The following is a 14,130-nucleotide window of genomic DNA, read 5'->3' on the forward strand; positions in this document are numbered from 1 at the left end:
TCCCGACGCCGAGGAGCGTGCATGTCTACGGTCGTGGTCACGGGCGGCGCCGGCGGGATCGGCATGGCGATCTGCCGCCGTGTGGTGGAGGCAGGTCACCTCGCGGTGGCGGCCGACGTCGCGGTCGCGATCGAGGCTCACGGCGGTGCTGACGAGCCCGGCGTGAGCTTCGTCGAGATGGACGTGACCGACCGCGCGAGCATCGAGCGGGCCGTCGCCTCGATCGTCGCCGAGGGGCACACCGTCACCGGGCTGGTGAACTGCGCCGGGGTCCTGCGCGACACGTTCCTCGGGTCGCTGTCGGACGACGACATGCGCTTCATGTTCGAGGTCAACGTGGCCGGCATGGCACGCGTGACCGACGTCGTCGCCCCGCACCTCGTGGACGGCGGCGCCATCGTCAACATCGGGAGCCTCACCGGCCAGATGGGCCGGTTCGTGGGCGCCTCGGTGTACGGCGCGACGAAGGCGGGCGTGGCCGGCTACACGCGCTACCTCGCGATGGAGCTCGCACCGCGCGGGATCCGCGTGAACAACGTCGCCCCCGGGGTCATCGACCTCCCCATGAGCCGGTCGATGGACGCGATCTCGGGCGGGCCGGTGGAGTCGGCGAAGCACGTCCCGCTCGGCCGACTCGGCACGGCCGAGGAGGTCGCCGAGGTCGTCGAGTTCCTCCTCTCGTCCCGGGCGTCGTACGTCACGGCCCAGACGCTGCTCGTGGACGGCGGGTTCATCGCATGGTGACCCACGCGGACATCGACGCGGCCAATGCGCGCGCGCTCGAGCTGCTCGGCGCCGCGGACCCCGTGGTCGTCGACGTACGCACCGCCGGGGAGGTGCTGCCGGGCTACCGGCCCAACCTGATCCTCACCTCCGGCGCGCCCATGCCGTGGTCGGAGTACGTCGGCGGGCAGCGGGACGCCCTCATCGGGGCGGCGCAGTTCGAGGGCCTGGCCGCGAGCCGCGAGGAGGCCATCGAGGGGTTCGAGTCCGGCGACATCGAGGTCGGCTCGTGCCACGACCACGGCGCCGTCGGGTCGTTGGCCGGCGTCTACTCCGCGTCGATGCCCGTGTTCGTGGTGGAGAACCGGGCGACCGGGGCGCACGGCTACTGCAACTTCTACGAGGGCAAGGAGCCTCGCCGGCTCAACTACGGCTGCTACGACGAGGGCGTCCACGAGCGGCTGCTGCACGTCAACCGGGTGCTCGCCCCCGTGGTCGGCGAGGCGATCCGCCGCACCGGCGGCGTGGCGCTGAAGCCGCTGATCTCGCGCGCGCTGCGCATGGGCGACGAGGTGCACAGCCGCAACGCGGCGGCGTCGATGCTGTTCAGCCGCGAGCTCCTGCCCGCGTTCCTCGACCAGGTCGCGACCGACCGGGACGGTGTCACGGAGACGGCGACGCACCTGGCCGAGAACGACTACTTCTTCCTTCGCCTGTCGATGGCCGCGGCCAAGGCCACCGCCGACTCGATCATCGGGCTCGAGAACTCGACCGTGGTCAGCGCCATGGCCTTCAGCTGCCAGGGGTTCGCCATCCGCGTGGCCGGCACCGGCACACAGTGGTTCACCGGACCGCCGCCGGTCCACGAGGGCCGGCTCTTCGCCGGCCACACCGAGGACGAGATCACGTGGATGGGCGGGGAGAGCCCCATCACCGAGACGATCGGCCTCGGCGGGTTCGCCCAGGCCTGCGCACTGTCGCTGCAGGAGTACCAAGGAGGGTCGCCCGAGGTCATGATCGAGCGCAACAAGGAGATGTACGGCATCACGGTCGGGGAGAACCCCGACTACCGCATCCCGCTCTTCGCGTTCCGCGGCACGCCCACGGGCATCGACGTCCGCAAGGTGCTCGCGACCTCGGTGCTGCCGGTGATGGACGTGGGCCTCGCGGGGCGCGACGGCGGCCAGATCGGCGCCGGGGTGATCCGGGCCCCGCGCGAGTGCTTCGAGTCAGCTGCGTCCGGGTTCGAGGCGCAGTACGGGATCGCGCTGTGACCCGCGACCTCGAGGGCCTCCGCGCCCTCGTCACGGGCGGCACCCGCGGCATCGGCCGGGGCATCGTCGACACCCTCGTCGCGCGCGGCGCGACGGTGGTGGCCTCGGGCCGTGACACGGAGGCGGGCGAGGCTCTCGCTGCGGCCGTGCCCGAGGTCAGCTTCCTCCCGGCCGACCTGCGCGACACGGCGTCGGTCGCCGGGCTCGTCGACGGTGCCGTGCGCGCGCTCGGCGGCCTTGACATCCTCTGCCACTGCGCGGGCATCTACCCCGAGCACCCGATCGGCTCGATGCTCGACGGCGACTGGCACGACGTCATCGACACCAACCTGACCAGCGCCATGGCGCTGGTGCGCGCCGCGCTCCCCGCCCTGCAGGCCTCCGGCTCGGCGCGGGTCGTGCTGGTCAGCTCGATCTCCGGACCGCGCACGGGCATCAGCGGTCTGACCCACTACTGCGCGTCCAAGTCCGGCCTCGAGGGGTTCGCGCGCGCGGCCGCCGTGGAGCTCGCGGGCTCCGGGATCACCGTCAACTGCGTGGCACCCGGGACGATCCTCACCGAGGGGCTCGCCGCCCTCTACTCCGAGCCCGGCGTCATGGACGACGTCATCGGCCGCATCCCCGCAGGCCGCATCGGCGCACCGTCGGACATCGGCAACGCCGTGGCGTTCCTCGCCTCACCGGCGTCGTCCTTCGTGACGGGCCAGTCGATCACGGTCGACGGCGGGCAGACCCTGCCCGAGGTGCAGGGCTAGACGTGGCGGGCACCTCGCGCATCGAGCTGGAGCTCTCCGGGGCGACCGCGCTCGTCACCGGCGCCGCCTCGGGGATCGGGCTCGCGACCACGCGCATGCTCGGCGCCGCGGGCGTCCGGGTGCTCGCCGTCGACGTCGCCGCAGGGCTCGAGGACTCGGTGCGCGACCTCGTGACCGCCGGCTGCGACGTCGTCGCCGTGCGCCACGACATCACCGACGAGGAGGGTCTCGTCGCCGCGCTGGAGGCGGCGGGCGCGGACGGCCTCGCCTACGTCGCCAACTGCGCCGGGATCCATCAGCAGCGCTCGTTCGACGACATCACGCTCGACGAGTGGCGCCGCATGCTCGAGGTGAACCTGCTCGGCGCGTTCGCCGTCACGAGGGCCGCGGCACGCTGGCTGAGGGCCAGCGGCGGCGGCGCCGTCGTCAACGTCACCTCGACCGAGGCCGAGCGCGTCATCGCGCTCGTGAACCCGGACGCCGTGCCGCACTACGCGGCGTCCAAGGCGGCCCTCGCGATGCTGACCCGGAGCGAGGCGCACGCGCTCGCCGCCTACGGCATCCGCGTGAACGCCGTCGCACCCGGCTTCGTCGCGACGCCGATGACCCGGGGCAACCACGACGCATCCGATCTCCCCGAGCCCGCGCGGGCGCGAGCGCTCATCCAGCGCTACGCCGAGCCCCAGGAGATCGCCGTAGCGGTCTGCTTCCTGCTCTCGGACGGGGCCGGCTTCATCACCGGCACGACGCTGCACGTGGACGGCGGCTACCTGGTCACGTGACCGGCGATGTGGCTCGATCTCGCGCTGCCCTGACGGGCGGCACCCCTGAGCGGTAGGAAGAGGCATGGCGGACACCACGCGGTTCGAGGCGTTCCTCGGACGTGACGCGCGCGCGGGCTCCTGGGAGGAGCTCTCCCGCGGCACGTACCGCGTGATCCTCGAGGCCCTCGACTCCGGTGAGTGGCACGTGGCCGAGGAGCTGCTGCCCGTGACGATCCTCGAGGCCGAGGAGCTGCACGGCATCTACGGCGTCTGGCCGGGCCAGATCGCGCAGTTCCTCCTGGCCGAGGGCGCCGGGACGGACGAGGTGGACGCCGGGAGGCGGCGCCTCTGGACCGCGATCGGCGACGGCACCGAGCCCGACTGGGAAGGGGCCTGGCAGCGGTACCTCGAGCACACCGCCACGGCAGCATCGCTGGCCGCGGTCCGCGACGAGGGCACTCGCGAGGCGGTGCTGCGCGCGCACGAGACCTGGCGGGCGGCGCACGACCAGGCCGTCGACCACGTCTACGGCCTGGTCGACCTCTGCTTCCGGCTGCTGGGCGAGGGCTCGGTGCCGCGGGTCTGGGACCACCTCATGTCGCCCTGGTACGACGACCACGCCACGAGGCTGTCCACGGCGAACCAGCCGTGGTCGGAGTCGGCGCGGCAGCTGAAGCTCGCGATCGTGGACGGGTTCCACGCGCACCTGTCGGGCACCGACCGCCTCGGCGACGTCGAGCTGATCACCGAGCCGGGCCGCACCGGCTTCCGGTTCGCCCCCTGCGGATCCGGCGGGCGCGTGCTGCGCGACGACACCACCGGCGGCCGGCCGCGGGTCGAGGAGCCGTTCGCGTTCTCCGTGACGACCGAGCCGCACGACTGGTCGTTCGGAGAGGCCGGCGTCTGCACCTACTGCGTGCACTGCTGCCTGCTCAACATGACGATGCCGATGGACCGGCTCGGCTACCCGACCCGGGTCATCGAGCCGCCGACGTGGCCGGACGCCCGGGAGGGCGGCACCTGCACCTGGTGGGTGTACGACGACCCGTCGCTGGTGCCCGATTCGGTGTACGAGCGGGTCGGGCGCACACCTGACCGGCGACCCCGTCCCCAGGAGGAGCAGCAGTGAGCCCCGTCCCCCTCACCCAGCTCGAGGTGCCGGACTACGACCTCGGCCTGCGCGGGAAGCTCGTGCGCAGCGAGAAGCTGACCCGTTCCGGCAAGGCGGCGTTCTGCACGATCATCTACGGGCTCGACCCCGCGGACGGCGTCGCCGACACGCCTCTGTCGTCGGCGGCGAACGGCTACCCCGACGCGTTCGCCGTGCCGGACGAGTCGACCCGCGTCCAGCTGCCGTGGCGCCGCGCGACCGAGGCCGTGATCGCGGACATGGTCGACGACGACGGCGCACTGCTCGAGGAGTCGCCGCGCACGGTGCTCGCTCGGGTCGTGGCCGGCTTCGCCGAGCTCGGCCTCGTGCCCGTGCTCGGCTTCGAGTACGAGTGCTACGTGCTGCACGCGGACGACGACGTCCTGCGTCGCGGCGACTACGCCTCGCTGCGCGCGCTGGGCCGGGTCGACAACGCGTACAGCATCGGGCGGCACACCGAGAGCGCCGACCTGCTCGGCGAGTTCATCGACCGGATGGACTCGATCGGCATCCCGGTGGAGGCCGCGCACTCCGAGCTGGGCCCGGGCTTCTTCGAGTTCGCGATGTCGCCGATGGATGCCATGCGGGCCGCCGACAGCGCCGTCCGCGCACGCCAGTACTTCCGCGACCTGTGCGCCGAGCGAGGGCTGGTCGCGACCTTCATGGCCAAGCTGCGGATCGAGGCGTCGGGCTCCGGCGGCCACGTGCACCAGAGCGTGACGCGCGACGGCGTCAACCAGTTCTCCGACGGCGCGAACGGCCTGTCGGACACCGGCCGCGCCTACCTCGGCGGGCTCGTGCGCAGCATGGGCGACTACACGGTGCTGCTCAACCCGCTCCTCAACTCCTACAAGCGCATCAGCGCCGGCTTCTTCGTCGCCGAGAGGGCGACGTGGGGCTGGGACAACCGCAACGCCGCCTGCCGCGTGGTGCACAACGCGGGGTCGGCCGCGACGCGGGTGGAGCACCGGCGTCCAGGCGCCGACGCCAACCCGTACCTCGTGGCCGCCGCGCTGCTCGCGGGCGGGCTCGAGGGGCTGCGCGACGGCCTCGACCCGGGCGACCCGCTCGAGGTCGGGTCGGACATCGCGACGGCAGGGGACGCGCTGCCCTCGACCCTGCCGACGGCCATCGCGGCGTTCCGGGGCTCGAGCCGGGCCCGCTCGATGCTCGGCGACCGGTTCGTCGACTGCTACGCCGCCACCCGGGACGCCGAGGTGGCCGCGTTCGAGACCTGGTGGAACACCTCCATCACCGACTGGGAACTTCGCCGCTACGTGGAGCACCTGTGACCTCATCGCCCCTGATCACGTACGTCGAACTGCTGGAGCTCGCCCGCCAGGGCGAGGTCGACACCGTCGTCTGCGGCACGCCCGACCCGGTCGGGCGCATCGTCGGCAAGCGCCTCACGGTGCCGGCGTTCACGACGCTCTGCGTCGAGGGCGAGGGGATCGGCGCGAGCACGTTCGTCTTCGCCGTCGACGTCGAGATGACACCGCTCGACCTCCCGGTGTCGAGCGCGGAGAACGGCTGGGCCGACTTCCGGCTGGTGCCGGACATGGCGACCATGCGCCGCATGCCGTGGGAGCCGCGCTCGGTCTTCGTCCTGTGCGACGCGTACGAGATGGGGAGCGACGACCTCGTGGCGGTCGCGCCCCGGACGATCCTGCGCCGGCAGATCGAGCGGGCCGAGGCGCTCGGCCTCCGGTTCAAGTTCGCCTCCGAGCTCGAGTTCTTCCTGTCGAGCACGCCGCAGGCCGAGGCGTGGAGGCGCCGCTACCGCGACCTCGAGCCGCTCACGCCGTACCGCAACGACTACCAGGTGCTGCAGGGCGGCCGGGACGAGTGGTTCATCTCCCAGGTCCGCAACCACATGAGCGACTGGGGCATCCCGATCGAGTCGTCCAAGCCCGAGTGGGGGCTCGGCCAGCAGGAGGTCACGCTCGACTACACGAGCACCCTCGAGATGGCCGACCGGCACGTGCTCTTCAAGTACGGCGTGAAGGAGCTCGCCCACCGCGCCGGGCTCACCTGCACGTTCATGGCGAAGCCGGCCATCGACGAGGTCGGCTCGTCGTGCCACCTGCACGTGAGCATGTGGGACCTCGACGACAACCCGGTCTCGTGGGACGGCACCGGGCCCGCCGGCATGTCGGCCAGGTTCGGGAGCTTCCTGTCGGGCCAGCTCGCCCACGTGCTCGACCTCGGTCTGCTCCTCGCCCCGACGGTCAACTCCTACAAGCGGTTCCAGCCCGACCAGTTCGCCGGCACCGCGATCGCGGTCGGTGTCGACAACCGCTCGTGCGCGTTCCGCCTCGTCGGCCGGGGCCCGTCGTTCCGCATGGAGAACCGCATCCCGGGCGCCGACGTGAACCCGTACTACGCCTACTCCGCCACGATCGCCGCCGGTCTAGCCGGGATCGAGGCGGGCGCCGCGTCGCCGGAGCTGCACTCGGGCAACGCGTGGACCGACGGCGACCTCGCGACGATGACGACGTCGCTCCACCGCTCGGTCGACCGGTTCGCCGCGGCCGAGGTGGCGCGCGACGCCTTCGGTGACGACGTGTTCGAGCACCTGCTGCAGAGCGCCCGCGCCGAGGTGCTGGCGTTCGACTCCGGCTGCGTGACGGACTGGGAGCTCGTCCGCTACTACGAGCGGGTCTGAGGTGGGCGGCCGTCGTCCGGTCATCGGCGTCACGGGCTTCCACGAGCAGTGGGCGTTCGAGCACGGCAGCTACCTGTTCACCGCGACCGAGCGGGTCTTCACCGACGGTCTGCTCGAGGCCGGCGGGCTCCCGGTGCTGCTCATGAGCGCGGCCGAGACGACCGACGACGCGGTCGCGATGCTCGACGGGCTGCTGCTCACGGGCGGTGCCGACGTGGAGCCGTCTCACTACGGGCGGGAGGTGGCGCCGGAGACCGGGACGCCCGACCACGAGCGCGACGCGTTCGAGATCGCACTCGTCCGGGCAGCCGTCGACCGGGGCCTGCCCGTGCTGGCGGTCTGCCGGGGCAACCAGGTCGTCAACGTGGCGCTCGGTGGCGAGCTCGTGCAGCACGCACCGACGCACCAGGGCTACGGCCACCCCACGGTCGGCTTCCACGACGTCGACGTCGCCGCCGGCTCGCGGCTCGCCTCCGTGCTGGGCGCAGGGAACCATCCGGTGAACTCCCTGCACCACCAGACCGTAGGCAGCACGGCCCCCTCGCTGCGTGCCGTCGCGCACACGGCCGACGGCTCGGTCGAGGCGACCGAGCACCCCGACCAGCCGCTGATCACCGTGCAGTGGCACCCCGAGCGCCAGCTCGACAACGACTACTGGTCGCGCCTCGCGTCCTGGCTCGTGCGCGAGGCCAGGACGTACTCGTCCCGCACGCCCGAAGGTCAGGAGCCCTGATGCCGCTGCACCCCGTCGCCGCCCAGATGGTCGAGGACGCCAAGACCGGGCGGCCGAACGCCCACCTGCTGCCCGTCGAGGAGGCCCGCGCCAACTTCGAGAGCGACTTCGGCTCGCTGCCCAAGCCGGCCATCGCCCGCAGCGAGGACGTCGAGATCCCGGTGCGGGACACCGTGATCCCCGGCCGGGTCCTCTCGGACACGACCGAGCCGGGCGCGCCGCTGCTCGTCTTCTTCCACGGCGGAGGCTGGCTGCTCGGCAGCATCGACAGCCACGACATGATGGCGCGCAAGATCGCGATCGCGACCGGCTGCGTCGTCCTCAGCGTCGGCTATCGGCGCGGCCCCGACTCGCGGTTCCCGACCGCCACCGATGACGCGCTCGACGCCGTGCGGTGGGCCGTGGCGAACGCCGACATGCTGGGTGCGGACGCGTCGCGGCTCGTCCTCGCGGGAGACAGCGCCGGCGGCAACCTCGCCGCGGTCACCGCGATCCGGTGCCGGGACGAGGGCGGCCCCGCGGTGACGCACCAACTGCTGGTCTACCCGGTGACGACCTGCGACCTGGAGATCGGGTTCGACCCGGAGTGGGAGGGCGTCATGCTCTACCGCGACGAGATGCTGTGGCACCAGGAGCACTACCTGCCGGGGCCCGAGGCCCGGACCGACCCGCACGTGGCGCCGCTGCTGGCCGATCTCGCCGGTCTCCCGGCCGCCACCGTCGTCCTCGGCGAGTGCGACCCGATCCGTCCGCAGGGCCGCCTCTATGCCGAGGCGCTGGCGGCAGCGGGCGTGCCCGTGCAGGTCGAGGAGTACGCGAGCCTGGTGCACGGGTTCTTCGGCCTCGAGATGCTCTTCCCCGAGGCCGCCGCGGCGATGGACTTCGCCGGCGCTGCGGTGCGCGCTGCCGTCGGGACGACGGCATGAGCGAGGCCCGGCGCCCGACCGCTGTGGTCACCGGCGCAGGCGGGGGCATCGGCCTCGTAACGGCGCTGCGGCTCGACCGCGACGGCTACCGCGTGTGGGCCGTCGACGTGAAGGACGCGGCGCCCGAGCTCGCCGGGACAGGGATCGTCGCCGTACGTGCTGATCTCACCGACCCGGCCGCGCCGGCCGCGCTCCTCGCGGAGCATCTGGGCGACGACGGGCTCGATGCGCTGGTCAACGCGGCCGGCGTCGCGTTCTTCGACCGGGACGTCTCCGCCCTCGACGTCGACGAGGAGCTCTGGAGCCGCACGTTCGCGGTCAACCTCGACGGCATGCGCCGGATGAGCGCCGCGGCGGTGCCCTACATGCGACGCACGGCGGGCGCCGCGATGGTGCACGTCGCGAGCATCGCCGGCCTCCGCGGGATGGACTCGCCGATGGACGCCTACCAGGTGAGCAAGGCCGGCGTCGTGTCGCTCTCGCGCAGCATCGCCGTGCAGCTCGGGCCGGAGGGCATCCGGTCCAACACCGTGTGCCCCGGCGCGGTGCTCACACCGATGATCGCCCACCTGTACGACGAGGCGCCGGAACGCCGGACGCGGATGGAGGGCAAGACCCCGCTGCGCCGGCTCGGCAGGCCCGAGGACATCGCCGCGGCGGTCCGCTGGCTGCTCTCGAGCGAGGCCTCGTTCGTCACGGGCACCGACCTGGTGGTGGACGGCGGATGGATCGCGCAGATCGTATGAGCCCAGCCTCCGTCCCGCGGCGCTCACCTATGCTTCCGAGAACTGCAGGCATCGACGAAGGGCGCTCTGTGACGACGTCGCCGTACGGACTCCAGCCCGTGCGCACGCGGTCCGCCCACGAGCTGGTGCTGCAGCAGATCGAGACCGCGATCAACCTGGGCCGGTTCCGGCCCGGCGACCGGCTCCCCACCGAGCGCGACCTCGCCGACATGCTGCACGTCTCGCGCACCACGGTGCGCGAGGCGATCGCGGTGCTCGAGAACCGCGGCGTCATCGAGGTACGTCGGGGCCGCAACGGCGGGGCGATCGTGCTCGACGTCGTGCGCACCAAGGCCGATCTGCGCAAGCTCCTGCGCGCCAACCGCGACCAGCTGCGCGACACGTTCGACTTCCGGGTGGCCGTCGAGTCGGCCGCCGCGCGCCTCGCGGCCGAACGCCGTACGGCTGCGGACATCGACACCCTGCGGCGCCTCGTCGACATGCTGTCGCTCGTGGTCGAGAGCCCTGCCGAGGTGAGCGGGTCGGCCCGCTTCGCGCAGTTCCAGAACCTCGACTCGCAGTTCCACCTCGCCATCGCGCACGCGGCCGGGAGCCAGCGGCTCGCGACCGCGATCCTCGAGTCGCGCAGCGCGATGTTCCTGCCGGTGGGTGCGGTCTTCACCGATCTCGAGCCCACGGCCAACGACCTGCACGAGGCGGTGGTCGAGGCGATCGTCGCCGCCGACGGCGACGAGGCCGCGCGCGTGATGGCCGAGCACATCAACGTGACCCGGTCGACGGTCGAGGGCTGGCTCTGACCCGACCGCTTCGTCGCACTCGTCAGGCGACGACCAGCACCGCGTTGTCGCCGTTGCGCTCGGGGGCCTCGGGCTCGTCGAGCCAGGTGCCGCCCTCGCCGAGGTAGCGGAACTCGAACCGCCCCTCGGCGACCTCCACCTTGGCGCTGCGGGTGCCGTTCCACCGGCGGACGAGCGGGTTCGCGCCCGGCGTCCAGCCGTTGAAGTCGCCGACCACGCTCACCGGCCCGTCGTGCACGTCGCCGGGCAGCACGAACGTCACCGTCGTGCCGCCCTTGCGGGACCTCGCCACCTTGATCATCGCTGCACCTCTCGGAGTCTGGACGGACGGCCGGAGGCCGCCCGCGTGCCCAGGGTGCTCGACCGTCGACGTCGGCCGCGCGGCGGCACGCGCACGAAACCTGTTGTTTGCACGGGGTTCACGATGGTTTACACAGAGTGAGGGCCTGACTGCGGTACGTCGCCACTCACCCGTTCGTGGTCACCCGTGCGGTCGATTCGAAGTGACGCACAGTTCCGGCATCCTCATCGCATGACGCCGTACGGGGTTACGGACGTCCTGGCCGAGCGCGATCTCATCGTGCCCGGGTCGGTCGTCGATGTGGACAGTGTGCGCCGCGAGCCGGCGCTCTTCGCCGATGCTGCGCTCGCGCTCGGATGGCTCGACTCGTTCGTGCTGCAGCCGAACGACGGCCTGGGAAGGCCAGGTCACGTGTGCCCGCGCCTCGGCCCGGTCGTGAGTGCCAACCGGCTCACCTTCGTGACGATGCAGACCCCCGACGCCGAGCTGGGCACCGCGTACGCCGCGGGCCAGCAGCTCGCCACCCTCTACCGGTCGCTGTACCCGGACACCTCCGACCACAAGAGCGCCGCGCTGATCGCGATGTTCCCGGACCTCCCCGAGGCCGAGGCAGGCACCTTCATCGACGGCGGTCACAAGCTGCTGCGCATGGAGTACGTCGGCCAGGGCCTCATGCTCGGGGAGTTTCACCCCACGAGCGGCGTGGCCAGCGTGCGCAACGACCAGCTGCCGGTGATGCAGGCGCCCGTGCCGATGTACGCGATCCGCGGCATCACGCCGCACGACATCATGTTCCTCGACCGTCCCACCGAGGACCCGCAGCGCCGCATCTCGTACCTCGAGCACTACCTGCACTTCGTGGGGCCGCAGCTCGCGGCCTCGGCCCGGATCCGCGTCTCGGCCACCCTCGAGGAGCTCAAGGCCGCTGCCGGCTGACCCGCGCTCAGAGCGCGAGGTCGACGACCGTCATCCCCGACGTCGTCGCCGGCTCGCTCATCGCCGCCAGCGCCGCAGGGGCGTCCTCCAGTGCGATGACCCGTCCGACGAGGCGTCGTACGTCGAGCCGCCCCGACGCGACGAGCGCGAGCATCTCGGGGTAGTCGTGCGCCGGCATCCCGTGGCTGCCGTAGATCTCGAGCTCCTCGGCGATCGCCCGCCCCATGGGCACCGGCGCGACGGCGGAGTCCTCGAGCATCAGCCCCACCTGCACGTGCCGGCCGCGACGACGCAGCGACCCGATCGACGCCGTCATGGTGGCGGTGCCGCCGAGTGCGTCCACCGACACGTGCGCGCCGCCGCCGGTGGAGTCGCGGACTGCGGCCGCGACCTCGTCGGGCGTCAGCCCCGTCGCGTCGACCGTGGCGGCCGCTCCGAGAGCGCGCGCGGTCGCGAGCGCCTCGGACGACACGTCGACCGCGATCACCTGCGCCCCGAGCGACACCCCCACGACGACGGCCGACAGCCCGACACCGCCGCACCCGTGGACGGCGAGCACGTCGCCCTCGGTGGTGCGCCCCTGGTGCACGACCGCGCGGTACGCCGTCGCGAAGCGGCATCCGAGCGAGGCGGCGTCGACGAAGGAGAGGTCGTCCGGCAGGCGCACGAGGTTTGTGTCGGCGGCGTGCAGCGCCACGAGGTCGGCGAACGAGCCGTGGTGCGTGAAGCCGGGCTGCGTCTGGTCGGGGCAGACCTGGGTGTCGCCCGCGGCGCACTGCTCGCAGCGCCCGCACCCGCACGCGAACGGCACGGTGACGCGGTCGCCGACCTCCCACCGCGTGACGTCTCGACCGACGACGGCCACGGTCGCCGCGAGTTCGTGCCCCGGCACCCAGGGCAGGAACGGCACGGGATCGTGGCCGAGCCAGGCGTGCCAGTCGGATCGGCAGACCCCGGTCGCGCCGACGCGGACGACCACCCCGTCGTCCGGGCAGACCGGCTCGGGGAGCTCGCCGAGCACGGGCATCTCGCCGTACGCCGACCACACCACTGCTCGCACCGCGCGCCTCCTCGTCGTCGGCCACATCCTGCCGTGGTCGGGAGGTCGACGGCCGATAGCACCCGTGCCTGTCTCGACCGTCGCGGTGCCAGCACCCTGCGCCCCCGGATCGGTCGGAGCGCCACATCAGGCGCGGAACGTGCCGGCGGCTTCGCTCCCTGACAGAAGACAGGACAGCCCGAGAAAGAACCGGCAAGATGCGCGGACATCAACGGCCTCGGGAAGCGCCGCCGAAACGTGGACGATAGCCTCCGCCGACTGCCGAGCGGAGGAGTCCCGTGAGCGCCGCATCCGGAACGACCGGAACATCGAACCCGAGGTCGGAACGCCGTCATCTGGGGTGGATCGGTGTTGCCGCCCTCTGGGTTGCCTTCGCCTTCCTGCCCGCGATCGTCGACAACGTCGTGCACGGGAACTTCGACAACTACTTCCCCGACATCGCCCGGGCCACCAGCCTGCTTCCCGGGCGTGTCACCGAGTTCGTCCTCATCGTCGTGGTCATCTCGGCGCTGCGATGGTGGCCGGTGGTGTGGCGCGAGCGGCTCCGCGCTCGCGCCTGGGTGTGGGTCGTGGTCGTCGTCCCGCTCGCCATGTCGCTGTGGTTCATCGACCGCGACAACGTGGCGGCGTCGGGCTGGGCCCTGGCCCTGGGCGTTCTCGCCATCTCGTTGCTCATCGGCTTCTCCGAAGAGCTGTTCTTCCGAGGCGTGATCCTCACGGCTATGCGTGACCGCTACGGCAGGGAATGGCTCGCCGCGCTCATCACCACCGTCATCTTCGGCCTGTCGCACTTCTCCGGTGGCGTCCCCAACATCCTGTCGACGCTGGTCACCGGCTTCCTCTTCTACTGGATGCGCCGCGTCTCCGGGGGCATCCTCGTCCCGGCGCTCGTGCACTCCCTCTACGACTTCGCCATCTACACCAGCTACACGGGCCCGCACCCCGCCGACACAGATTCGTTGAGCCTGTCGGTGTTCTTGGTCGGGGCGCTGCTCTCGATCGTCCTGCTCGCGCTGCACCGGTACGCCGCACCGGCCGGGACGACCCCGTTCACACCTGATGTGGGCGTGGAGGGCAGTTGACCGCAACCGAGGCAGAAGCGGCCGATAGCTGAGTCAGGCCGGGCGGGAACACACCGCCGATTCAACATCCCTGCCGATAGCACCCGGTTCGTCCGGCACGATCGTCACGTGATCAGGGGGGCGCTGGGATGGCCCCTCGTAGTGGGACTCATCCTCTGCATCCCTGTTTCGCTGGTCGTCCAAGCCGCCACCGACGACAGTGCCGCAGGTACGGCGTT

15 protein-coding genes are annotated in these 14,130 nt (G+C 72.0%); 13 read left to right on the forward strand and 2 right to left on the reverse strand.

Features of this window, described 5'->3' with window-relative positions:
• The first annotated feature begins 21 nt into the window (after positions 1-21).
• The 11 genes from ACFQGU_RS00755 (at position 22) to ACFQGU_RS00805 (ending at position 10,533) form a co-directional block, all read left to right on the forward strand.
• Positions 22-744 (forward strand): SDR family NAD(P)-dependent oxidoreductase, encoded by a 723-nt coding sequence (locus ACFQGU_RS00755; protein WP_386763437.1) that lies wholly within the window; start codon positions 22-24, stop codon positions 742-744.
• Positions 738-1,997: a YlbE family protein gene (locus tag ACFQGU_RS00760; protein ID WP_386763438.1), complete on the forward strand. Its 1,260-nt coding sequence runs from the start codon at positions 738-740 to the stop codon at positions 1,995-1,997. The genes ACFQGU_RS00755 and ACFQGU_RS00760 overlap by 7 nt, the downstream gene beginning before the upstream one ends.
• A complete protein-coding gene (locus ACFQGU_RS00765) occupies positions 1,994-2,752 on the forward strand; it encodes an SDR family NAD(P)-dependent oxidoreductase (protein ID WP_386763439.1) in 759 nt (252 codons plus the stop codon). Before ACFQGU_RS00760 ends, ACFQGU_RS00765 begins: the two co-directional genes overlap by 4 nt.
• A gap of 2 nt (positions 2,753-2,754) precedes the next feature.
• Positions 2,755-3,534, forward strand: a complete 780-nt coding sequence (locus tag ACFQGU_RS00770) for an SDR family NAD(P)-dependent oxidoreductase (RefSeq protein ID WP_386763440.1) — start codon at positions 2,755-2,757, stop codon at positions 3,532-3,534.
• 64 nt (positions 3,535-3,598) lie between these two features.
• On the forward strand, positions 3,599-4,645 hold the full coding sequence (locus ACFQGU_RS00775) for a hypothetical protein (RefSeq protein ID WP_386763441.1): 1,047 nt from the start codon (positions 3,599-3,601) through the stop codon (positions 4,643-4,645).
• Entirely contained in the window at positions 4,642-5,958 is a 1,317-nt protein-coding gene (locus ACFQGU_RS00780) for a glutamine synthetase family protein (protein ID WP_386763442.1), read from the forward strand. Before ACFQGU_RS00775 ends, ACFQGU_RS00780 begins: the two co-directional genes overlap by 4 nt.
• Positions 5,955-7,331 (forward strand): glutamine synthetase family protein, encoded by a 1,377-nt coding sequence (locus tag ACFQGU_RS00785; RefSeq protein WP_386763443.1) that lies wholly within the window; start codon positions 5,955-5,957, stop codon positions 7,329-7,331. The genes ACFQGU_RS00780 and ACFQGU_RS00785 overlap by 4 nt, the downstream gene beginning before the upstream one ends.
• Position 7,332: 1 nt before the next feature.
• The gene (locus ACFQGU_RS00790; protein WP_386763444.1) at positions 7,333-8,064 is read left to right on the forward strand and encodes a gamma-glutamyl-gamma-aminobutyrate hydrolase family protein; all 732 of its coding nucleotides are present in this window, start codon (positions 7,333-7,335) and stop codon (positions 8,062-8,064) included.
• Positions 8,064-8,990 carry an alpha/beta hydrolase gene (locus ACFQGU_RS00795; RefSeq protein ID WP_386763445.1) on the forward strand — a complete coding sequence of 309 codons (927 nt, stop codon included), beginning with the start codon at positions 8,064-8,066 and terminating at the stop codon, positions 8,988-8,990. Before ACFQGU_RS00790 ends, ACFQGU_RS00795 begins: the two co-directional genes overlap by 1 nt.
• Positions 8,987-9,736: an SDR family NAD(P)-dependent oxidoreductase gene (locus ACFQGU_RS00800; protein ID WP_386763446.1), complete on the forward strand. Its 750-nt coding sequence runs from the start codon at positions 8,987-8,989 to the stop codon at positions 9,734-9,736. The genes ACFQGU_RS00795 and ACFQGU_RS00800 overlap by 4 nt, the downstream gene beginning before the upstream one ends.
• Positions 9,737-9,804: 68 nt before the next feature.
• A complete protein-coding gene (locus tag ACFQGU_RS00805) occupies positions 9,805-10,533 on the forward strand; it encodes a FadR/GntR family transcriptional regulator (protein WP_386763447.1) in 729 nt (242 codons plus the stop codon).
• A 22-nt stretch (positions 10,534-10,555) separates the two neighbouring features.
• Here ACFQGU_RS00805 and ACFQGU_RS00810 read toward each other — a convergent pair whose 3' ends face one another.
• Positions 10,556-10,834: an isoamylase early set domain-containing protein gene (locus ACFQGU_RS00810; RefSeq protein WP_386763448.1), complete on the reverse strand. Its 279-nt coding sequence runs from the start codon at positions 10,832-10,834 to the stop codon at positions 10,556-10,558.
• A 231-nt stretch (positions 10,835-11,065) separates the two neighbouring features.
• On the opposite strand from ACFQGU_RS00810, the gene ACFQGU_RS00815 reads away from it, so the two are divergent.
• Positions 11,066-11,770, forward strand: coding sequence for a DUF6875 domain-containing protein (locus ACFQGU_RS00815; RefSeq protein ID WP_386763449.1), 705 nt, complete (start codon positions 11,066-11,068; stop codon positions 11,768-11,770).
• A 7-nt stretch (positions 11,771-11,777) separates the two neighbouring features.
• Here ACFQGU_RS00815 and ACFQGU_RS00820 read toward each other — a convergent pair whose 3' ends face one another.
• Positions 11,778-12,830, reverse strand: a complete 1,053-nt coding sequence (locus ACFQGU_RS00820; RefSeq protein ID WP_386763450.1) for a zinc-dependent alcohol dehydrogenase family protein — start codon at positions 12,828-12,830, stop codon at positions 11,778-11,780.
• A gap of 278 nt (positions 12,831-13,108) precedes the next feature.
• Here ACFQGU_RS00820 and ACFQGU_RS00825 point away from each other — a divergent pair, with 278 nt between their 5' ends.
• Positions 13,109-13,912: a CPBP family intramembrane glutamic endopeptidase gene (locus ACFQGU_RS00825; protein WP_386763451.1), complete on the forward strand. Its 804-nt coding sequence runs from the start codon at positions 13,109-13,111 to the stop codon at positions 13,910-13,912.
• Positions 13,913-14,130: the final 218 nt, after the last annotated feature.

The sequence above is a fragment of the Longivirga aurantiaca genome, assembly GCF_042660085.1.
In the GTDB taxonomy this organism is placed as follows: Bacteria; Actinomycetota; Actinomycetes; order S36-B12; family CAIYMF01; genus Longivirga; species Longivirga aurantiaca.

Excerpts from the sequence above, each read along its gene's own strand:
- ACFQGU_RS00810 (WP_386763448.1), bottom strand. The coding sequence starts at position 10,834 with ATGATCAAGGTGGCGAGGTCCCGCAAGGGCGGCACGACGGTGACGTTC.
- ACFQGU_RS00795 (WP_386763445.1), top strand. The coding sequence starts at position 8,064 with ATGCCGCTGCACCCCGTCGCCGCCCAGATGGTCGAGGACGCCAAGACC.
- ACFQGU_RS00760 (WP_386763438.1), top strand. The coding sequence starts at position 738 with ATGGTGACCCACGCGGACATCGACGCGGCCAATGCGCGCGCGCTCGAG.
- ACFQGU_RS00775 (WP_386763441.1), top strand. The coding sequence starts at position 3,599 with ATGGCGGACACCACGCGGTTCGAGGCGTTCCTCGGACGTGACGCGCGC.
- ACFQGU_RS00815 (WP_386763449.1), top strand. The coding sequence starts at position 11,066 with ATGACGCCGTACGGGGTTACGGACGTCCTGGCCGAGCGCGATCTCATC.
- ACFQGU_RS00755 (WP_386763437.1), top strand. The coding sequence starts at position 22 with ATGTCTACGGTCGTGGTCACGGGCGGCGCCGGCGGGATCGGCATGGCG.
- ACFQGU_RS00800 (WP_386763446.1), top strand. The coding sequence starts at position 8,987 with ATGAGCGAGGCCCGGCGCCCGACCGCTGTGGTCACCGGCGCAGGCGGG.